We start from the raw sequence: 18,827 nt of genomic DNA on the forward strand, positions 1-18,827 counted from the left end.
CACCCGGAGGCATTGACAACTACGACCTGGTTTGTGGCTCGGTTCCTGCGGTAACCCATCGTCTACGCTCCCGGTCGCGATCCGTTGTCGAAGATGCGGCGCTCAGCGTCGAGCGCGTCATGGACGATGCCGTCGATGAGCCCGGTGAGCCCGTTGCCGAGATCGAGGGTCCCCTGGATGCGGAGGCCGCTCGATCTGGTCGCCGAGCCGGATGTCCCGCCGTCTCCGAAGCTGGCTGCGGCAGTCGGAACCAGCTGGTAGCCGAACTGCGTCGCGACGCTCTGCAAGATCGCGGTCGACCGTGCGCGCTTTGCCTCGGCCAGCGGGATGTACGCCTCGCCGCCGGTCTCAGCCTCGGCCCAGACCCGCATGGTGCCCGCCTTGGCGATCTGCGCCACGTGGTGCTCGCGAATGCCGCCGCCGGCGAACGCCTCCACGCGCGGGTAGACGGCGCCCTCGGCGTTGAACCGGACATTCGTCCCGGGCACCTGGTACGCCTGTCCGCCATACGCGTCTACGTACATGCGGAGCCGCTTCCCATCGTTCGTCGTGACGAAGCTGTTGATGGCCTGCTGCGCGGGCTGTGTGTCCGCGAGGAGCTTGAACTCCTTCTCCGAGGGGATCCGATAGATCTGATCGGCCAGGGCGGCCGCGGCATCCCGGTTTCCGGTCAGGGCGGTGATCTGGTCGATGAGCGCCTGCCGACCCGCGACGAGGTTCGCCCGATAGGAGTCCGTGTTGTGGTCGAGGTCGTACTGCGCCTTGGCGGCGGCCTGCGACTTCTCCGCGAGGTCGGCGAACATCGATGCGTTCTTCGCGCCGGCCGACGTCGACTGATCGAGCGAAGTCGAGTAGCCTTCTGCCCCCTCGTGGGCCTTCTGGATCGTGTCCGCAACATCGGCGAGCGCCTGCTGGTAGGTCGCGTTCGTGGTGACAGCGTCTTGGCCGACCCCATTGGCCTTGTCGATCGACTCGATCAGCTCATCGATCTGCTTCGTCAGGCTGGTCGCCTGGTCTGCGGCATCCTGGTAAGCGGATGCAGCGGTCGCGGTGGTCTCGGCATTGGACGCTGTGACGAGCGTCGAGTTCTCCATCGCGAGCGAGAGGAGGTTGTGCTTGTTCGCAGCCTCGTCTGCCGAGGTGACGTTTATGCCCATTTCTGTCGCCTGGGCCGTGAGGGCGTCCTTGTAGGCCGGCATCGTGTTGAGGAGCCGCCACAGCTCCTTCTGAGAGCCATCGGTCTCGTCGGCGAGCAACGAGAATGCGTGCTGCGCAGCGGGGAGGTCCGTCTGGGCGAGCGTGCTCAAGCTCTCGCCGACCTGCTTCAGCGCATCGAAGGCGCCGAAATGACGGTCATCGAAACGCGCGAACACGTTGTCGCTCTGATCGGCGGCCGCCTGCAACACGTCAGGTAGATCCTTCAGGTCGGCCTTCACGTCAGTGAGCCACTTGAAGTCCTTGCCCTTGCCCGCCGTCGCGAAGATATCCGCAGCGTCCTTGGCTGTCTTCAGCGAGTTCGTCATCTCGTCGGACGACGCCTGCAGGCTGTCGAGGTACTGCGAGAGGAGCTGGACGCCGAGCGCGGCGGCCGCGAGCGCCACTCCCCACGGGCCCGTTAGGAAGGAGGCGAACTGCTTCGCGCGGGCGATCGTGCCGGGGAACTCGGCGGAGAGGGTCGCGACGGCCACACGGAACTGGACGATCTTCGGGACCGCGACGAGGAGCGTGCCGCCGAAGAGTGCGGTTGCGGCCGTGCCGACGCCGATCGCGAGGGCGGCAGCCTGGACGGGTTCGGGCAGCGAGCTGTACCACTGCACGACCTGCGTGAGGGTTTGGACCATGTCGCGGAGCACATCGTTCGCGCCGGATCCTGTGCGGATCATCGCAGTGTCGAACGCGGCGCCGAGCTTGCCGACGTCGCCCTCCAGGCTGTTCAGCTTTCCCTGCGCCTGCTCGGCGGCGAACCCGCTGTCGTCGACCTTGTCGACCCAGCCCTGGATCCCGTCGGCTCCCTCCTTGTAGAGGACGTTCGCGGCACGGATGGCATCCGTGCCGAAGATCACCGAGAGGGCGTGGTCACGCTCAGCCTGCGAGGCATCCTTCAGCCCGGCGGAAAGCTTGCCAGCCAACGCGGTGATGCCGATGAAGTTGCCCTGGGCGTCGTACGCCTCGATGTTGTACTTCTTCATCAGCTCGGTCGCCTGCGTCGACGGCGAGGCGAGCGAGAGGAGCATGGTCTTGAAGCTGGTACCGGCGTCCGAGCCGAGGAGGCCCGCGTTTGCAAACGCCGAGAGGGTGCCGACCGTGTCTTCGATCGTGAGCCCGAACTGGGATGCGACGAGGCCGGACTGGTTCAGGGCCATGCCGAGGTCGTCGACGCCGCCGAGCGCCTTGTCCGCACCGGCGGCGAGTAGGTCGGCAAGGTGAGGGACGTCCTGGCCCGCCAGCTTGAACTGGGTCATCGCCACCGCGGCGATCTGGGTCGACTTCGCGACGTCGATCTGGCCCGCCGATGCGAGGTTGAGCGCGCCGGAGAGCGCGCCGCCGAGCTGCTGCTCGACGTCGACGCCGGCCTTCACGAGCTCGGTCTCGGCCTCCGCGACTTGGTTCGCCGAGAGACCGATGTTCTGGCCCATCGTGAGCGCTGCCTCGGACAGTTGGTGCATCTGCTCGGTGTCGGCGTGTGCGAGGGTCTGCACCTGGGCGAGTTCGCCGCTGAAGCTGCTGAACTTCGCGACGGCCGCGCCGACCATGACCGAGACCGCGGCGCCGACACCGAGCATCCCGGCGCCGACCTCCTTCGCCGCCTGCTGGCCCTTCTCCGACATCGAGGAGAGCTCCTGGCCGAGGGTCTTGGTGCTCTCCGTGGTGCGCTTTTGTGAGCCGCCGAGCGCCTCGGTGTCCGACTTCGACTGGCGCTGCTTTTTCGAGGTCTCGTCGGTCTTCTTGCCGAGCTCCTCGGTCGCCGTCGCTGTCTGCTTGGCGGTCGAGCCCGCCTTACCGAGCGCCTGGTCCTGGTCCTGGATCGCCTTCTTGCCCTGCTCGGCCCCGATGACCTGGATTCGATAGATCAGTGCGCCCGCGTCGAACATCCACTACCGCCTTCCATAGCCAGGTGTCGGTGTCGTTGAGCAGCTGCTCGACCGCGGAGCGGATGAAGTGCCAGGTGCGATGACTCATGGCAGCGTCGAGGTCGTCGATCAGACCGGCGCGCAGCAGGTCGAACTCGATCTCCTGGAAGAGGTGGGGGAGTGCGATGGACCAGAGCTGGACAGCGGTTATGCCGTCCCGCGCCGCCGCCGCCCGTTCTGCCCGATGCTGCGCTTCCAGCGCGGCAGCCGCTCGAGCGCGCTTCCACTCGTCGGGGAAGACGTAGAAGTCGTACCGGCCGGTGACGGGGTCTGGGTCGCCAACACCGAACTGGGCGATGTCACCAGCGGCGAGATCCCCAAAGTCATGGTCAGCGACCCGAGTGCTTTTACCCCGCCGGCCATCCCGCCGCCGGCGGCGAAGTACTCCTCCACCCCCTTGATGCCGAGAACCGAGGACCAGTAAAAGGCGGGGAGGAGGACGTCTTCGCCTTCGGTGAGGGTGAGCACGTTGAAGACGCGGCGGGAGTTCTCCCCGTCGGTGATCCATTCGCCGTCGGCGTCGACGCCGTTGACCGCCCAGTTGAGCACGGTGGCCATGTCGGCGGGAGCTCCGGGGATGCCGTCGAGCGGCTGCTGCGACGCGATGCGGAGAAAGTACTCGGTGAGTTCCTGGCCACGACGACCGGGCAGGGGGCGGATGACGAACGGGTCATCCACCCCCTCGATCGTGATGTGGAGGTCTCGCCCCTGCTGCGAGAACGATGCCATCTGTGATCGGTGCCCTTCTGGCCTATGCGGCCGTGTAGCCGTTGAACGCGGCGGACGCCCCGTTCGGGTTGGTGAGGATGATCGGTGCCGCGCCGGCGACCGTGGCCGGGATCACGATGACGATCGTGTTCGCATCGACGATCGTGATCTTCGCGATCGCCTGGCCGTCGATGGTGCCGGCGGTGACGGTGCCGAGGTTGTAACCGCGGATGACGAGCTGGTCGCCGACGGTCTTGCCGTTGGGGGTGGGGACGGACTCGATGGACGGCTTCCCGTCGCCGGCGACCGGCGACGGGACGTCGCGGACGACGCCGTCGCTGGTGAGCGTGAACTTGTAGCCGCCCTTGTCGGCGTAGCCGGTGTTCAGCGGGACGACCGCGACCGCGAAGGTGCCCTCGGTCGCGTCGATCGACCCGTCGAGAGCGTCGAACAGCTGGGCGTCGACCTTGTTCGCGGCTCCCTTGGAGCGGGCGGCGACGAGCAGGGCCTTCAGCCAGGGCTGGATGATCGCGCCGTTGTCGTCGCGGACGGCCTCGCAGTCGAAGGTCACGACGTGGTTCAGGCCGATCACATCGGACGAGTCCGTGCCCTTCGTGCCGTAGACCTCCCGCTTGACCGTGACGGGTGTGGTGGTGTCGAGCAGGTTGTTCACGTCGCCGGTGATGTTCTCGAAGGCGCCGGCCCGCTTGACGCGGATGATCTGCTGGTGGGCGAGCGCGACGGAACCCTCGGTGGGCACCGTGGCGTCGTAGATCGAGGTATCGGACACGATCTCTCTCCTTGTGGTTGGTGGTTGGTGCCGCGGGTGCGACGGTCCCGTGAGGGTCTATGAGCGGCGGCGGCCGCGGAAGTAGAAGGTGACGGTGCCGCCCGGGCGGCCGACGGTGTCGGCGCCAAACGGCAGAGCGTTGCGGTACTCGACGAAGCTGATGCGGACGTCACCGAATCGGACGAGCTCGAGGTGCTCGAACGTCTCCCGGATCCGCCAGCCGAAGTTGCGGGCATCCGAGGGCGTTGCGCCGGGCGCCAGGCGGTACCGGAACTGGATCGGTGTGATGAGGTCCTCGCGGCCATCCGGCGTCGGGTCGAGCACGGTAAGCACGATGCACCGGTCGAAGGTCGTCGGGAGGTCGCCGTCGATGCGGATCCCGACCTCGGGGTCGGTGTAGGGCGGCCCGGTGAGGCGGAAGGAGCCGAGGCCGGCGTCCGCGGCGTGCTGGGCGACGCCGCGGCCGAGCCTGACCGGGTAGGAGAGAGGTTCACTCACCGGCCTTCGCCGCCTTCCTGACGATCGCGCCGATCTGGCGGCGGTTCTCGCGCGCCGGGTTCTCGACGTAGTGGGACTCGCGGCCGTTCTGGAAGTTCGAGCTGCCCTCGTAGTGGCGGCCGAGCGAGTCGATGAGGGGGCCGTCCTCGTGCCAGCGCGCGGCGTAGGGGGCGTCGAAGACGACATCGGCCTCGATGTCGATCGCGTCGTCGGCGCGCTGAACAGTGCCTGAGCTGACGAGGTCGCCGTCACGGAACGGGGCGCGGGCCTTCGCCAGGCCGAGGAGGAACTCGGCGCCGAGGTTGACGCCGGTCGCGGCGCCCGTGAGGATCTGCTCGATGACCTCCGCGCCGTGCTGCTGGGTGGTGACGTCGACGCGGTAGGACATGGCTACTCCAGGTACAGCTCGATGTGGTTCGGGGTGCCGCGGTAGTCGAACGCGGCGGAGTCGATGACCTGGGAGCGTCGCTGGCGAGGGGTTCCGGCGTGCGTGGTGATCCAGGAGCCGGGGAGAGCGTCGTCGCCGGGGAGGAGCACGACGAACGTCGTCGAGGTAATCTCCTGGCCGGCGGTCTCCGACGCGGCGCGGCGGTCGACGACAAGGCGCGACTTCTGCTCGACGTACGCGGGGCGGCCGGTGGCGGGCGGCGCGTAGATCGCTCCCTCCGCACCCTCACCGCCGAGGCGCTCGATGGTGACGCGGTGGGGGAGGTGCTTCTTGCGGAGCCTCATCGGGAGCCTACGATTTGTGCGACGAGACCCTCGTTGGCGAGGATCTCGTACGCTTCAGGGGAGACACGGGAGTCGCTTGCCGAGTTGTGATTCTGAGCTGAACCGCCGACGCCGGATCCGCCGAGCGACACCGAGCCGATGCGGACCGGGCCCATCGTGGACTCGGCGCCGGTGGGGTCGTCGGTGGTCTCCCAATACTCGACCTGGGCGCACGTGGCCTCGGTGAACGCCTTGGAGACGTCCGGGTCGGTCGGGAAGCCGTCCTCGTCGAGGTCGTAGCGCGCGAAGCGGGTCAGCCCATCGATGACGCCGGACGCGCGCCGCAGCCGCTTGACCAGCTTCGCGTCGTCGCCGTCGAAGGGCTCCTCCGCGTAGGCGGTGTAGTCGGCGGCCGTGGCGTAGACGCGCTGGGCCATGCTCAGTCCTCTGCGAGCCCGGCCGTGGCCAGAGCCTCGGCACGCGCGGACGCGGCGGGGACCTCGGACTCTTCCACTCCGGCCTTCCGCAGCTCGGCGCTGGCGGTGCCGATGACGTTCTCGAGGTGGTTCGCGAGGGCCTCCAAGTAGTCCGCCTTCGACCACTTCGACTTCGTCTCGATCCCAGACTCGTCGGCGAGGGCCTTCAGCTCGGGGATCGTGAGCGAGTCGAGGCTCTCGTCGCCCTCGTGCTCGCTGACTGCGGTGTCGCTGATCGTGGCCGTCTCGGCGACTTCCGGCTCGACCTCGTAGCCGTGCATGGCGTACGCGTCGGCGAGGTTCGGCTTGTCGGACAGGTCGATGTCGGCGTAGCCGTCGATGAACTCGACCCCGGCGATGCGGTCGCGGATGCGGCCGAGCTGCGGCCGGGGGTGCTTGATGCGTGCCATCGTGGTGGCCTCCGATCTGGTGTCTGCGGGGGCGGCCCCGGAGCGCGTCACTCAGGGGCCGCCAGGGGTACTGCTAGCGGACGTTCTCCGGGAGGGTCTGCTGATCCTTCACGGTGTTGTCCTTCGGGTCGGCGCTGTCGTTGACGAGCGCGGTCCCGTCCGGCGTGGTCTGGCCCTTGTAGGGGGTGCCGCCCGGCTGGATGGCGTTCCAGATCTCGTCCTTGCCCTTCGCGGAGCCGAGGTCGATCTGGTGCTCCGTCGCGTACGCGGTGAGCTGCTTCACCGTCCACTTGTCGGACGGGTCGCCCTCGGGGTACGGGCGTTCCTGCTCCTTGTCGGAGCCGGAGACCTTGTAGCCCTGCCGCTCGAAGTAGGCGATCGCCGCCTCGTCGTCGGTCGAGCCGACGCCCTTCTCGAAGCGGACGCCCGCGACGGTCCCGTCGAAGGTCTCGACGGGCGCCTTGATGGTCTTCTTCGCCATGTCGGCTCTCCTTAGCTGCTGACTCGGATGTTGCGGAGGACGGCGGCGGCCTTGGTCGCCTTGAGGGCGACGGCGACCGGGCCGAGCTCGACCTCGCCCTTCTTCACCGCTCCGGCGGTGGAGAAGTCGGGCAGCCAGGACTGCACGAGCTGGCCGCCGACGGTCGAGACGCCGTGGAAGCCGTCGAGGCCGATGCGGACCGCGTAGAGGTCGGTGAGTCCCGTGGTGGACGTGCCGCCGACGGTGCGCGTCGAGATCGGGATGATCGGGTTGTTGGTGCCGGGCTTGTTGCCCGGGTCCGCGAACACGATGTCGCCGTACTGCTCGCGTACGATCGGGCGGCCGTTCGGGCCGACGAGACCGTCGATCGGGCTCTTGACGTACATGTCGGCTCGGCGGGCCGCGGCGCGGACCTTGGCGAGCGCTCGAGCGTTGCCGAAGATCACGGTCGGGGCGCCGTCGAGGTACGACAGGAAGTCGTCGATGGCGTCGAGCGCCTTGAACGCGGCGCGCGTGTCGGTGTCGAAGTCGCGCCAGTCGGTCACGGCTCCCGTCCCGATCTCGGTCGAGGAGCCGACGAGGGCCTTGTCGAGGCCGTCGAAGCCGTTCGCGTCGACTGCGGTGTCGCCGTTGATCACGGCGTCCTGGAACTTCGTGACCGTGCTCTTCACGGTCTGCTGAAGGTTCAGGGTCACCGAGCCGGACGCGGCCGGGCCGATCTTGGCGAGGACGCGGTCGACCTCGAACGAACCACCGAGCGGGGCGAGGGTGACGTTGACCTTGGTCGTGGTCACAGCCTCGGGCGTGTACTCGGTGTTGTAGGCGCGGAACGCCGCGTTGCGCTGAGTGGCGAGTCGGCGGTAGCCGTAGTCGAGGGTGGCGCCGCCGCCGACTGGGTTGACTGCGTCATCCCAGACGAGGGCGTCCATGATCGCCGATTCCTTGCGGAACTCGTCGATCACTGCGACGTCGAGATCCGCGACCGCGTTGTTCTTCGACTCGTTGAGCGTTACTGGCATTTCATCTCCCTAGTGGAGTCAGCCTCCGAGCGCCTTGCTTACGGCGCCCGCGAGGGTGGTGGGTGCTGCGGGTGGTTGACCGCCCTGGTGGCCGCCTCCGCTCGTCGGGGGCAGGGTTGGGCCGGTCTTGAACGCGGGGTTGCTCTCCATCGCCTCAGTGATGAAGGTCTTCACCGCCTCCGGGTCGCTGGGATCGACCGCAGCGAGCTTGGTGTCGAGCGACTTCGCGTCGAGGATCGCCGCGGCGTTCGCCCCGAGGGCGCCGGCGGCGAGGATGACCGCGTTCGCTCGGGCGAGCTGCGCGTTCTGGGCCGTCAGGGTCTCGTTGGTCTGGGTGAGCTCACCGACCTGGGTCGTGAGCGTCTGGTTCGTCTCGCGGCGCTGCTTGTTCTCGTCGCGCAGGTCGCGGATGTACTCGTTGGGGTCGCCGCGGAAGTCGATCGGCGGCGTCGGCGCCGGTGCCGGCGCGGGCGGCTGCGGTGCCGGGGGAGTCGGCGCGGGCGGTGCCGGGGTGGGCGCCGGAGGCTGAGGCGCCGATGCGGGAGGCGCGGGCGGGGTGGGGTCGCCGCCCGCGGGTGGCGCCGGGGGCGTGTTGCCGCCAGGCTCGCCCTCGTAGCGGATGCCCATGAGGTCGTGGCGGGTGCGGCCAATGATCGCGAGGCCGTCGCGGTCCGTGAGGACGGGGTGCAGCGTGCTGCGGGTGGTCATGTGAGCCTCCAGCTCGGTTGTGCCGGCCTCTCGCCGACGTGTGCATCCACCCCTGCGGTGGGCGTGACCGTGCCGCCTGCGTGCAGGGCCGCAGGCGGCACGGGGTCTGGGGTGCTACCGCCGTCCGAATGCCTTGCGCTTTGCGCGCTTCAGCGTGGCGATGAGCTTGTCGATCTCGTCCGAGGTCAGTACGTCGGTCCACACGAGCGTCCGGCCGGGCGTCGAGCCGTTCGGAGAGGCGATGGCGAAGCGGGCGTAGCTGATATCCAGCTCCAGCCCGAGCTGCACCCACGAGCCGGGGTGCCACCCGACGTGGATCGCGGGATCCATCCACGGTGCGAAGTCGAAGCCCGCCGGCACGCCCGCGCCGCTGATGGGGACGCGTGAGGACGGGGTCGGCGGGTGGTTGATCTGTTCTCTGGGCATCACGCCCTCCTTCAGTGGTGCCGCATCACGCGGCCAGCCCCGCACTGCACGGGGAAGCTACTTACCGTCGGCGAAGTGGAGCTGCTCGCGGTAGCTCGCGCGCTTCCGGCCGGTCTCGGCGAGGAACGACCTCAGATCGCCCTGCGCGTCCTTCACGTCACGGAGCGCCCGCTGCCGGGCCACTTGGTCACCGGCGGTCGACGCGTCACGCTTCGCCGCGCGGACGCGCCGCTCGAGCGCGCGCTGACGCTCCCGCTCGGCTTCGGCCTTCGGGTTGTAGGTGGTCGCGTCCTGCGGGATCGTCAGGCCAGGGAGGTAGGCGACGAGTTGGCAGCGGCAGTTCGGGTGACCCCACCCGGCATTCCGTGCGTCCTGCACAGTGCCGTCGACCCGAACGGCCACGGTTCGGTCCTCGATCGCGTGCGGGACGATCACATCCGATGGGTCGCCGCTCGTGGAGAGGATCTTGCCCGACCAGCCGGCGCACTTCTTGCACGAGTCCAGTCCGCGGACGACGGTGACAAGGTTCACACCCGACTGCTGCATTCGCCAAACCCCGGCATCCTGGTAGGCGCGCTGCGTCGCCGTGCGCCCTGCCATCTCCGCGTACGTGCCGATCCGCCATCGGCGGTCGGCGCGGTCGGTGAAGCCGTCGATGCCGTCGGCGAGGAATCTCTGCACGGCGATCTGCTGGACGCGGAGTCGAGTCTCGCCGCCGAGGAGATTGATCGGCGCGGTCTCGGAGATGATCTGCTGGTAGGCGTCCTGCGGGTACCGGAGGATGCGCGCGTTGACCGTCTCGAGCCGCGAGGTGAGGTCGAGGGTGAGCTGGGCGATCGCGGACGAGGACGTCGCGGTGATCGGTGCTCGGTTCGGGAGGCGGCGCGCGAGTCCGAGCTGGGCGACGGCGGCCGCCTCGCCGTAGCGGGCGGCCTCGCGGACGAGCTTCTCGGCCAACCCCGCCTGACGGATCCGCGCGACCTCCCGCTCAGCAGTGCGCTGCAGCTCCCGCAGAGCGGTGAGCCGAGCCATCGCGAGCTGCTGGAGCCGCTGTTGTGCGGCCAGCGTTCCCGCAAGCTCACCGTCGGCCTGCGCCTGCAGAGCGAGGATGACGTAGGCGCGCTTCGCGATCGCCTCGGCGAGCACCTGCTCGGCGGCGGTGTAGCGGGCGGCCAGCTCGGCGCCAAACGCCTCGATCAGGTCGGCCGGGTCTGGACCGTCAGGGTCGGGCAGGTAAAGGGCCACGTCAGTACCTCCGGGCGCCGTGCTTCCGGGTCTGCTGCAGGCGTGTGTGGCGCTTCTTCGACTCGGTCAGGTGCGGGAGCACTACGAACCACGAGACACCGTCGCGGCGGCCGCGGCCGAGGCAGGTGAGGACCGGCCAGAGCACGGCGACAAACAGGAGGAAGAACGCCAGGCTCACGAGCGCTCAGCGGTGGTCGTACCGACCGTCGCGGCCGGGTTCTCGTCGAGCGAGATGATGACCGAACCGTACGAATCGAGGCGGACGTCGGCCGGACGGAAGAGGTAACCGCCGATCGCGATGAACACCGCGCGCTGCCCCTCGACCTGGTCGCTCTCCGCGACCTTCGCGTGCACGACGCGCTCGAACTCTTCGAGGCTCACACCGCGAATCGCGTCAGGCGTCGGCTGGGTCATCGGTCTCTTCCTCCTGGGTCGGGTCGCCGGTGAAGGTGGCAGGGTCGGGAGCGAGCGCGGTCGAGGAGCGCTTCTCGTCGAGGATGCGGTCGACCTCGGCCTGGATGGTCGGGTCGTCCCAGTCGGGGTTGAACATCTTCACCGACTGCCAGATCGAGATCGCGGACGCAGCCGAGAGGTACTGGATCGTGCGGGCCTGCTTCTCCGGGTCGACCTGCGCGCTGTCGGGGAATCGGACTTCGGGGAGGTCGAAGCGGCCGCCGCCCTTGCCCGGGAAGAGCTTGCCGTCGAGTTCGAGCGCGACCGAGAGCTGCTCGGCGATGGCCCGCTTGTCGTACAGGATCTTCTTGCCGCGGGTGGCTTCCTTGTCGTCGTCCTGCAGCAGCTCGCCGGTGGCCGTGAGCTGCTTGCCGGCGTCGCGGTCGACGGAGCGGGTGCCGAGACCGGCCGTGCGGTAGATGATGCGCCACAGCTCGGTGGTCGTGGCCTCGTGCTCCTCTACGCGGATGTCGAACTGGACCTGCTCGATCTTGTCGCCGTCCGGGTTGCCGGGCGTCGCGAGGCCGACGAACAGCTCGCGGTCGATGTCGAACGATGCGCCCTTGCCGCGGCCGAGGGTGTCGAGGTACGCCTGCGGGACGACGGCCTTCGCCGCGCCGAGCTTCAGGTCACGCATCCAGGACGAGTACGCCTCGTCGAGCGCGTCGAAGAGCGGGTACAGCTGGGCGAAGTCGGAGCGGCCGGCCGACGCGAGCTGCCCCTTCTTCCGCCACGCCCACGACGGGAGGTTCACGTTGTACGAAGCGGTCAGCCGGTCGAGGCCGGTCTCGATCGCGCTGTCACCGTTCACCAGGGTCGCGAGGTACTCGGTCTCCGGGTGATCCTGCAGAGGAACCCGCTGCCCGACCTTGTCAGAGGAGCCCGCGTAGAGGGCGTGCTCGATGCGACCGATCGAGTGGCGCTCGAGGTGCCGGTAGTAGACGCTGCCCACTCGGTACTCGGTCCAAAGCGTGACGGCGACGAGCTTGCCCTTCCGGAACTCGGGCAGGGCGACGTCGGCACCGTACGCGGACAGCCAGACGTGGTCGGCTGTCTCCGTGTCCCACTCGGTGGTGAGCACGGAGGCGCCGAAGACAGACTTCAGCTCGCCCATGGTGTTGAACGTGGCGTGTGCCTCGTCCGAGTTGCCGATCAGCTCCAGCCGGTCGAGCGTCGCCTGCGACTGCTTGTCGGAGAAGCGCAGCTCGGGCGGGTTCGAGAAGATGTTCGCCGACGCCATCGACGCGACGTCCGCCGGGGCGGGCACGTGCAGACGGGTGCGGTTTTGCCCGGGCGGGACGGGGCGGCCCCAGAACTTCGACGACACCCAGCCGGCGACGCCGCCCTCGTGGAGCTCGCCGTTGTGACGGTGTGTCGCGGCTGGGCGCTCGCCGCGGTAGAAGTCGTGGATGGCGTCCGGGTCACCGACGCGCCATACCTCGGACTCGCTGTACACCTTGTACGCCTGGTCCCACGGCTTCGGCGGCCAAGAGCTGTTCGCGTCGGGAAGCGCCACGGTGCCTCCTCTACGCTGCGACCGGTTCCAGTTCCGGTGTCCAGATGTGCTTGGTCGAATGGGTCACGTAGCGGCCGCCGTCGAGCCAGTGGTCGTTATCCTTCAGCGGCTTGTCCTCGCCGCCGTCGGTTGCCTTTTCGTCCCATCGGTACTCGGTGACCTCGGAGAGCCAGTTCTCGCACCGGTCGGTGACGATGAGCTTGCGGCGATCGAGGAGGTTCGAGATCGTCGCGATGCCGGGGAGGACGTCGTTGTTCGCCGGCCAGGTGCTGATGCCGTCGTCCATGAGCTGTCGGGCGAACGATGCGGCCGACGGGTCGCGGAAGATGAACGCGGGCTCCAGGTCGGACGGGTACGGGGTGTGCTGCTGCGGCAGCCACTTCCGGAATCGTTTCGACAGCTCGACGTCGGAGAGCGTGTAGCCCTCCTCGCGGCTGTTCCAGCCCCACTCGTCCATGAACACCAGCCGCGGGTCGGCCTCGTCGGTAAGGCCCAGCATCATCGCGGTCGTGGCGTTCGTCGTGCCGTAGTCCATACCGACACCGATGATCGACTGCAGCGGCGGCATCATCGCGAACGGGATCTGGTGCACGTGCGGATCCCACATCGGGAAGATCGCACCGGCCGCGTTCGTCCACAGGCCGCGGATCATCCGATCGTAGAAGACACCCGAGTACGAGCGCTCCATGTCGGCGATGTACGAGGGGTCGAGGGCCGGGTTGTCGGCCATCGTGAAGTGGAAGCTGACGAGGTTCTTCTCGGCGGCCTGCAGGATCCAGTCCTTGCGGATCCAGTGGTTCGCGCTCGCCGGGTTCATCGTGGCGAGGAGGCGGGCGCCGGCGACGCGGAGACGGGAGACGAGCATGTTCCAGAACTCCTGCGGGAGCAGCGCCGCCTCGTCGACGTACACGAGGCCGATCGTCGCACCCTGGATGCGGCCGACAGCCTTCGCATCGTTCGCGCCGACGAGCATGACCTCACGGCCGAGGATCCACGCCGTCGTGCTGCCCGGCGTGTAGTGCACCTGGTTCGCGATCGCGGAACCGAAGATCTCGGTGTTCTGCAGGAGGACGAACACGTTCTGGTAGATCGTCTGCAGCGACTTCCCGACGATCACGATCAGGCCGCCGCGCGGTGCCTTCGGGATCGCCATCAGGAACGCGAACAGCGAGATGACCGTCTTGCCCGCCGAGACCGACCCGTACCAGAGCGCCAGCTTCCGGGAGGTCGCGTCGACGAGGGAGAGGATCTGCGCACGGGAGACGCGGCGCTCGATCTCGTCAAGCCTCATCGGGCTCGCCATCGGCCGGCGTTGACTCGCGAGCCCGGATCTCCTCCGCCGCAGCCTTGAACCCAGCAGCGAGGACGTCGAGCGTACCGACCGCCTCCTCGAGCCCGTGGTCCGACTTCTCGATCACCCGGGTCGCCTTATCGAACGCGATCCCCGCCGTGACGACCGCGTTGCGGCGCACCTCGGCCGGCGCCGCATCCAGCACGGCCGACTCGAACGTGTTGTCCTTGCCGCCGAAGTTGAACACCTCGTACGGGGCGTCCAGCTGGTCGAGCATGTCCGAGGCGACCGCGAGCATCTTCTGCGCCACGAGCAGACGCTCCTCAGCGAGATCGATCGACCGGGCGCGCACCGCGAGCTCCGTCGCCGACCGGTCGAAGCTGACCCCGGCATCCGTACAGATGCGAGTCACCGTCCCGCCAGCGACACCGAATTCGCGTGCGATCGCGTTCCGGGTCTTCCCCTCGCGGGCGGCCGCCACGATCTGTTCGCGCGTTTCGCCATCGACTGGTCTACCCGGCATGGTCGATCACCTCGGTTGGGCCTCTTGCCCGTTCGGAGTGAGGCCGTGGGCCTCGGGTGGGATTGCGACACGACGGCGCTGCGGCTTTTCATGTCGGTGACGGTCTCTACCGTGGTTACAGGTGCCTCGTACCCGACGAGGCGAAGTGGAAGGTTGTCGACGTGGATATGAGTGGCTGGGAAGGCTTTCGCGAGAACGCAAATGAGCGTGGGCGAGAGATGGTCGAGCAGCAGTTTGCTGAACAGCTCGCCGATGTTGCCCGGGAGAACGGGATGAGCACTGTGGATGCGATCGAGGTGGACCTCAAGATCGAGGGCGACCCGAACAACGAGCTCGGCATCAGCGAGACCAGCATCCGCGCGAAGGCGAACGCGCTGCTCGGCGCGTAGACACGAGAGGAAACCATGGATCCCATCAGCATCGTTGCTCTGGGCGTTGCCATCGTCTCGGCAGTCGTCGCCATCTGGCAGGGCATATTGTCTCGCCGCCAGCTTCAGCTAGCCCGCGATACCGAGGGTCGGACGAACGCGGCGCTTGAGGAGATCAAGCGAGTGACCGCTGAGACCAGGCAGTTGACCAACGACATCAAGCAGAACATCGACGACAGGATCACCAAGATCCTCGACAGCAAGCTCATCACCGAGCAACAGGGGGCCGCGAGTGGACAGGCGTTTGCCGAGATGCTCATGAAGAAGGCTGTGGAAGGCATGGGCGGCGGCACTCAGCAGTAGACCATCGGTCGCGCCGCGCAGGTCTGCCTGGCCCGAAAGGTAAAGCGTCATGGGCAGCCTTCACGGCTCACAACCGACCGTGTTGACGCGGACGCGACCGTGCTCATGGCAACGGCCCCGTCACCTGGGGGAAGGTGGCGGGGCCGTTGTGGGTGGAGTTCTCCATCCGACACTGTCTATGGTTCCGGTTTTCCCGAATTAATGCACGCCTGTGATCCTCGGCGTGTCTACCGGGTCTTGCCGCTCCCACGGGGGCGTCCGCGGCGTTGGCGGCCGGCGACTCGCATGAGGTCGATCGAGCGGACGGTGCGGCCGTCGGATGTCTCCTCGAAGCGCAGCAGGCCGGTGTCCATCCATCGGTAGACGGTCGTCTTGGAGCGGCCGCTCGCGACGACGGCCTCGGCGACGGTGAGCTCAGTCTTCATTCGCACCTCCGTTCGCGGCCTCCAGCAACACGTCGGCGTGGCACGGCTGGTCGAGCGGGCACCAGCACGCGAGGTTCTTCCCGGCGAGCTCCTCCCGGATCTCCTCCGGCTCGGGATACTCCAGCGCTGCCCGGGTGCTGGGGTCTTCGAGCATCGCGCGGAACGCGGCGATGGCGTGGTCACGGCCGTACTCAGAGAGCGGGAACGGGTTGCCCCACTTCGATGGCCGCGCGACGACGACCGTGTTCTCCGGCTTCCGCCAGCCCGCTCTCCGACTCAGCTGAACGTGGTGTGGGTGCTCCTCCGACGGGTAGGGGCACGGATATCGCGCGAGCATCACCTGGCAGTCGTCCGAAAACTTGCCCGGCTTGTACAGGTGGCTCATCATGCTGCCTTTCCCTTCCTGCCGAGCAGCTCGGCCTCGATATCCTCGCGCAGCACCCGCATGTCGAAGTCGACCATCTGCGGATCCCACAGGGCGCCGCAGCCCGGGTTCGAGCACTGGATCACGATCGGGTCTAGGTGCTCGAGCGGTGGCCGCCACTGCAGGGACTCGTGCTGGCAGGTGCGGCAGCGGATGTGGCGAATGCGGCGCGGCTTCTCCTCGAGCGGGAACGCGTGCAGGGCGGTCTGGACTGCGTGCACGTACCGGACCGCCTCGGCGGCGCCGTGGTGCTTCGTCCGGAGTCGCTCGACGCTGTCGGTGACGTAGCGGACGAGGAGCTCGGTCACCCACCAGACAGCCTCGATCGGTGCTTCGGGGTGGAAACCCTGGTGGTGGGAGGCGGTGATGTCCCACTCGGGCTCGTCGACGTGCCAGTCGACGGAGTAGGCGACGGCGACGGCGGCGAGCGCGCGGTACAGGGTGTCGGCCTGCACCCACGATGTCGGGAGGATGACGCGCGAGCCTGGTGCTGTGCGCACGCCGGACGTGTCTCGCGGGCCGGTCTCGATCGATCGGCAGTGGGAGATGAGGGCGACGGTGAGCGCGAGCGCCTCGTCGAGCTTCGTCGCGCACGAGTAGCAGAGGAGGCCCCGCTCGGCCGGCCGCGGGAGGCAGCCGGTGCAGGCGTCGTCCTCGCACGTGGAGAGGTGTTGATCGCGGATCGTGCAGGAGCGCAGGTCCGCGACGTCGTTGGTGATGCAGAGCAGAGTCATGGCTGGCTCCTCAGTAGGATTCGGGGATGGAATGGGTCACGGGCATTGCAACGGGTCTGATCGTCGCTGCCCTGCTGTGGGCTGGAGAGCGGCTCCGACGGCGGTACTGGAACCCGGTCGAGTGGCGATTTCGGCGCCTCGACGGCGATCTCTGGCAGTTTCGGTACCTTGGCCGGCGGACGGCCTATGTTGTGCAAATCGAGGCGGGATACGGCGGTCTTGACGGACCCCGAGCGAAGATTCAACGCTGGGATAGCGAGTGGCGTGACTATTTCGATATGCCTCCCGGTGTCGACGTCGAAGTTCGCGGCCTTCTTCCGCTCACTAGCGGTCCGTGGAGGATGGAGTGGATCGAGCGTCGCGGCCGCCGTGCGGTCTACTTCCGGGTATTGCCCACAAGAGATCAGATCGAGATACGTCGCAAGCTGTCCGCCGACCCCTCCAAGGGCTTCCCTGGCACCGCAGAATAGTGAGCTTGTAGTCATTGCTCACCCCGTTCCTGCTGATGGCAGGTGCACGTGAGATGCCGCCCGCAGCCGAATGGCGTCTTGCAGCACGACGGCTTGCACTTCGCCGGCGCGGGCTTCGGTCGCGACGCTGGCTCGAACCACGAGGACAGAGGGCGCTCGTTCAGCAGCGACGTCGTCGATCGCGCCCGCCGCAGCCTCACGACGGGACCTTCTCGAGGACGACGAGCGGCCGACGCCCGCGAGTCTCCCCGCACGTCGTCCACCCGGCTCGCTTGAAGCAGTAGCCCGGGTTCGTCGAGCGGATGCGCCGCGGGTTCACGTAGGTGTAGAAGCGCTCGCCCGGCCAGCGATCGCGCGCCCACGTCTCGGCGTCGATGATCATCTCGGAGGCGACGCACGGGGACTCGTTGCGGAAGATGGCACAGTTGACGCCCTTCTGGCCAGACGCGTCGATGAACTTCCGCCAGACGAACAGCGCATCGTCGTCATGGGCGACGAGGACGAGTTTCTCGCCCGGGCCGACGAACAGCGCAGGGTCACGGCCGTCGGCGTACCGGCGGCGTGAGTAGTGGCGGCGGTGCAGCGCGAGGCCGAGCGGGTCGCCGTCCCGCGACTGCCGCCAGAACGTCGACCCCGTCATGGAGGCCGAGCTGATGAGCGCGGTCATGCGCGATCGGCCTCCTCGAACGTGTCGGTCCCGCGGTACTCGAACTCGAACACCGTGAGGCGCTGGTCCGGGCTCAGGTGCGGCGCCGCCGGCCGGGGGACGCCGCTCATCACAGCCCCATCCGGAGTAGGAGGCGCTGCCAGAGTGCCTGGCGCGCATCCTTCGCGCGCTGCGATGGGTTTGGGAGCTGCCAGAGCGCGGCGAACATCGCGACATCCGCTTCGACGGTTGTCCTCTCCGCCCGGCTCACCTCGATGCGCTCGTAGAGCCTCGCCTCCCGAAGGGCGGCGACGAGGTCGCGCTCGGGCAGAGTGACCTGTCGGACGCGGGTCACGCGTCCCCACCGGCCTCCGGCGCGCTCCTTCAGCGTGATCCGCACCCGCTGGTGCGGGCTGACCTGAGCGCCGAAGCGCTCGATCTCGATGTCCTGGTGCTTCATGCTGCTCGTCCTCCTGCTGTTGGGTGCTCGATCACGTAGCGGGCGTGGTACTTCTTCGCCGTCTCGACGGCGATGTGCTCCTCCTCGGCGATCTGCTCCCACGTGCGGTGCATCCACCGGTCGTCCCAGATCCGCTCGCCGAGCGCGGGCGTGTACTTGGTCGGCCGGCCGATCCGCTTGGGCGTCAGCGCCCGGCGCGTCAGCTCAGCGACCAGCGCGCCGACCGTCGTGTCGTGGAGCGTCGCGAGCTGGTGCAGCCGCTTGTAGTGCTCGACCGTGATCGCCGTGTGCACATCCACGAACCCCTCGGTCATGCGAGAACCCCCGCTGCGTACACCCGTCGAGCAAGGTCGTTCGCCCGCTCCATCGCTTGCGCCCAGGTGGCGTGATACGCCTCGGCGACCGCTTCGTCATCGCGGAGCAGGTACGACAGGGCCTTGGGTGCGTCCGCGTGGCTCCAATTGATGCAGGCGACCTTGACCCGCGGAGACTTATCCACAGCTTCACTCGTGCGCTCAGGAACAGAAGAATTTCCGGTTCGGTCTTGGACA

Annotated in this window: 28 protein-coding genes; 3 read left to right on the forward strand and 25 right to left on the reverse strand. The window is 68.0% G+C overall.

Annotation, left to right across the window (positions count from 1 at the left end):
- Positions 1–62: 62 nt before the first annotated feature.
- From IT072_RS03650 to IT072_RS03735, 18 genes are all read right to left on the reverse strand, one after another.
- Positions 63–3,092 (reverse strand): phage tail tape measure protein, encoded by a 3,030-nt coding sequence (locus tag IT072_RS03650; protein WP_223359463.1) that lies wholly within the window; start codon positions 3,090–3,092, stop codon positions 63–65.
- A gap of 186 nt (positions 3,093–3,278) precedes the next feature.
- Positions 3,279–3,860: a hypothetical protein gene (locus tag IT072_RS03655; protein ID WP_223359465.1), complete on the reverse strand. Its 582-nt coding sequence runs from the start codon at positions 3,858–3,860 to the stop codon at positions 3,279–3,281.
- 22 nt (positions 3,861–3,882) lie between these two features.
- Entirely contained in the window at positions 3,883–4,629 is a 747-nt protein-coding gene (locus IT072_RS03660; protein ID WP_223359466.1) for an IPT/TIG domain-containing protein, read from the reverse strand.
- A gap of 57 nt (positions 4,630–4,686) precedes the next feature.
- Positions 4,687–5,127: a minor capsid protein gene (locus IT072_RS03665; RefSeq protein ID WP_223359468.1), complete on the reverse strand. Its 441-nt coding sequence runs from the start codon at positions 5,125–5,127 to the stop codon at positions 4,687–4,689.
- Positions 5,120–5,515: a hypothetical protein gene (locus IT072_RS03670; protein WP_223359469.1), complete on the reverse strand. Its 396-nt coding sequence runs from the start codon at positions 5,513–5,515 to the stop codon at positions 5,120–5,122. The genes IT072_RS03665 and IT072_RS03670 overlap by 8 nt, the downstream gene beginning before the upstream one ends.
- A 2-nt stretch (positions 5,516–5,517) precedes the next feature.
- Positions 5,518–5,859: a hypothetical protein gene (locus IT072_RS03675; RefSeq protein ID WP_223359470.1), complete on the reverse strand. Its 342-nt coding sequence runs from the start codon at positions 5,857–5,859 to the stop codon at positions 5,518–5,520.
- On the reverse strand, positions 5,856–6,275 hold the full coding sequence (locus IT072_RS03680; protein ID WP_223359471.1) for a hypothetical protein: 420 nt from the start codon (positions 6,273–6,275) through the stop codon (positions 5,856–5,858). Before IT072_RS03680 ends, IT072_RS03675 begins: the two co-directional genes overlap by 4 nt.
- Positions 6,276–6,277: 2 nt before the next feature.
- A complete protein-coding gene (locus tag IT072_RS03685; protein ID WP_223359472.1) occupies positions 6,278–6,724 on the reverse strand; it encodes a hypothetical protein in 447 nt (148 codons plus the stop codon).
- Between the two features lie 73 nt (positions 6,725–6,797).
- Positions 6,798–7,205 carry a hypothetical protein gene (locus IT072_RS03690; RefSeq protein ID WP_223359473.1) on the reverse strand — a complete coding sequence of 136 codons (408 nt, stop codon included), beginning with the start codon at positions 7,203–7,205 and terminating at the stop codon, positions 6,798–6,800.
- Positions 7,206–7,216: 11 nt separating this feature from the next.
- A complete protein-coding gene (locus tag IT072_RS03695) occupies positions 7,217–8,224 on the reverse strand; it encodes a major capsid protein (RefSeq protein WP_223359474.1) in 1,008 nt (335 codons plus the stop codon).
- A gap of 18 nt (positions 8,225–8,242) precedes the next feature.
- Positions 8,243–8,932: a hypothetical protein gene (locus IT072_RS03700; RefSeq protein ID WP_223359475.1), complete on the reverse strand. Its 690-nt coding sequence runs from the start codon at positions 8,930–8,932 to the stop codon at positions 8,243–8,245.
- A 114-nt stretch (positions 8,933–9,046) separates the two neighbouring features.
- Positions 9,047–9,358, reverse strand: a complete 312-nt coding sequence (locus tag IT072_RS03705; protein WP_223359476.1) for a hypothetical protein — start codon at positions 9,356–9,358, stop codon at positions 9,047–9,049.
- 57 nt (positions 9,359–9,415) lie between these two features.
- Entirely contained in the window at positions 9,416–10,603 is a 1,188-nt protein-coding gene (locus tag IT072_RS03710; RefSeq protein WP_223359477.1) for a phage minor capsid protein, read from the reverse strand.
- Position 10,604: 1 nt separating this feature from the next.
- Positions 10,605–10,781, reverse strand: coding sequence for a hypothetical protein (locus IT072_RS03715; RefSeq protein WP_223359479.1), 177 nt, complete (start codon positions 10,779–10,781; stop codon positions 10,605–10,607).
- Positions 10,778–11,017 (reverse strand): hypothetical protein, encoded by a 240-nt coding sequence (locus IT072_RS03720; protein ID WP_223359481.1) that lies wholly within the window; start codon positions 11,015–11,017, stop codon positions 10,778–10,780. Before IT072_RS03720 ends, IT072_RS03715 begins: the two co-directional genes overlap by 4 nt.
- Positions 10,998–12,572 (reverse strand): hypothetical protein, encoded by a 1,575-nt coding sequence (locus tag IT072_RS03725; RefSeq protein WP_223359483.1) that lies wholly within the window; start codon positions 12,570–12,572, stop codon positions 10,998–11,000. Before IT072_RS03725 ends, IT072_RS03720 begins: the two co-directional genes overlap by 20 nt.
- 10 nt (positions 12,573–12,582) lie before the next feature.
- Complete coding sequence (locus IT072_RS03730; RefSeq protein ID WP_223359485.1) at positions 12,583–13,863, reverse strand: PBSX family phage terminase large subunit; 1,281 nt, start codon at positions 13,861–13,863, stop codon at positions 12,583–12,585.
- A complete protein-coding gene (locus IT072_RS03735) occupies positions 13,853–14,275 on the reverse strand; it encodes a hypothetical protein (RefSeq protein ID WP_223359487.1) in 423 nt (140 codons plus the stop codon). Before IT072_RS03735 ends, IT072_RS03730 begins: the two co-directional genes overlap by 11 nt.
- 272 nt (positions 14,276–14,547) lie before the next feature.
- Here IT072_RS03735 and IT072_RS03740 point away from each other — a divergent pair, with 272 nt between their 5' ends.
- Positions 14,548–14,775 (forward strand): hypothetical protein, encoded by a 228-nt coding sequence (locus tag IT072_RS03740; RefSeq protein WP_223359489.1) that lies wholly within the window; start codon positions 14,548–14,550, stop codon positions 14,773–14,775.
- 15 nt (positions 14,776–14,790) lie between these two features.
- A complete protein-coding gene (locus tag IT072_RS03745; RefSeq protein ID WP_223359490.1) occupies positions 14,791–15,117 on the forward strand; it encodes a hypothetical protein in 327 nt (108 codons plus the stop codon).
- Positions 15,118–15,344: 227 nt separating this feature from the next.
- On the opposite strand, the gene IT072_RS03750 is transcribed toward IT072_RS03745, so the two are convergent.
- Genes IT072_RS03750 through IT072_RS03760 form a run of 3 tightly spaced genes read right to left on the reverse strand, consistent with a single transcriptional unit; the run spans position 15,345 to position 16,700 of the window.
- Positions 15,345–15,542 carry a hypothetical protein gene (locus IT072_RS03750; RefSeq protein WP_223359492.1) on the reverse strand — a complete coding sequence of 66 codons (198 nt, stop codon included), beginning with the start codon at positions 15,540–15,542 and terminating at the stop codon, positions 15,345–15,347.
- Entirely contained in the window at positions 15,532–15,930 is a 399-nt protein-coding gene (locus IT072_RS03755; RefSeq protein ID WP_223359494.1) for a DUF4326 domain-containing protein, read from the reverse strand. The genes IT072_RS03750 and IT072_RS03755 overlap by 11 nt, the downstream gene beginning before the upstream one ends.
- A complete protein-coding gene (locus IT072_RS03760) occupies positions 15,927–16,700 on the reverse strand; it encodes a hypothetical protein (protein WP_223359495.1) in 774 nt (257 codons plus the stop codon). The genes IT072_RS03755 and IT072_RS03760 overlap by 4 nt, the downstream gene beginning before the upstream one ends.
- A gap of 26 nt (positions 16,701–16,726) precedes the next feature.
- Here IT072_RS03760 and IT072_RS03765 point away from each other — a divergent pair, with 26 nt between their 5' ends.
- On the forward strand, positions 16,727–17,170 hold the full coding sequence (locus IT072_RS03765; RefSeq protein ID WP_223359497.1) for a hypothetical protein: 444 nt from the start codon (positions 16,727–16,729) through the stop codon (positions 17,168–17,170).
- Between the two features lie 196 nt (positions 17,171–17,366).
- Here the strand turns inward: IT072_RS03765 and IT072_RS03770 are convergent, their stop codons facing one another.
- From IT072_RS03770 to IT072_RS03785, 4 genes are all read right to left on the reverse strand, one after another.
- The gene (locus IT072_RS03770) at positions 17,367–17,837 is read right to left on the reverse strand and encodes a hypothetical protein (protein WP_223359499.1); all 471 of its coding nucleotides are present in this window, start codon (positions 17,835–17,837) and stop codon (positions 17,367–17,369) included.
- Positions 17,838–17,946: 109 nt separating this feature from the next.
- Positions 17,947–18,276, reverse strand: a complete 330-nt coding sequence (locus IT072_RS03775) for a hypothetical protein (RefSeq protein WP_223359501.1) — start codon at positions 18,274–18,276, stop codon at positions 17,947–17,949.
- Positions 18,273–18,590 carry a hypothetical protein gene (locus IT072_RS03780; RefSeq protein WP_223359503.1) on the reverse strand — a complete coding sequence of 106 codons (318 nt, stop codon included), beginning with the start codon at positions 18,588–18,590 and terminating at the stop codon, positions 18,273–18,275. The genes IT072_RS03775 and IT072_RS03780 overlap by 4 nt, the downstream gene beginning before the upstream one ends.
- A complete protein-coding gene (locus tag IT072_RS03785; RefSeq protein WP_223359505.1) occupies positions 18,587–18,775 on the reverse strand; it encodes a hypothetical protein in 189 nt (62 codons plus the stop codon). Before IT072_RS03785 ends, IT072_RS03780 begins: the two co-directional genes overlap by 4 nt.
- Positions 18,776–18,827 lie beyond the last annotated feature (52 nt).

Origin of the sequence: Leifsonia sp. ZF2019, assembly GCF_019924635.1 — a bacterium.
GTDB lineage: Bacteria > Actinomycetota > Actinomycetes > Actinomycetales > Microbacteriaceae > Leifsonia.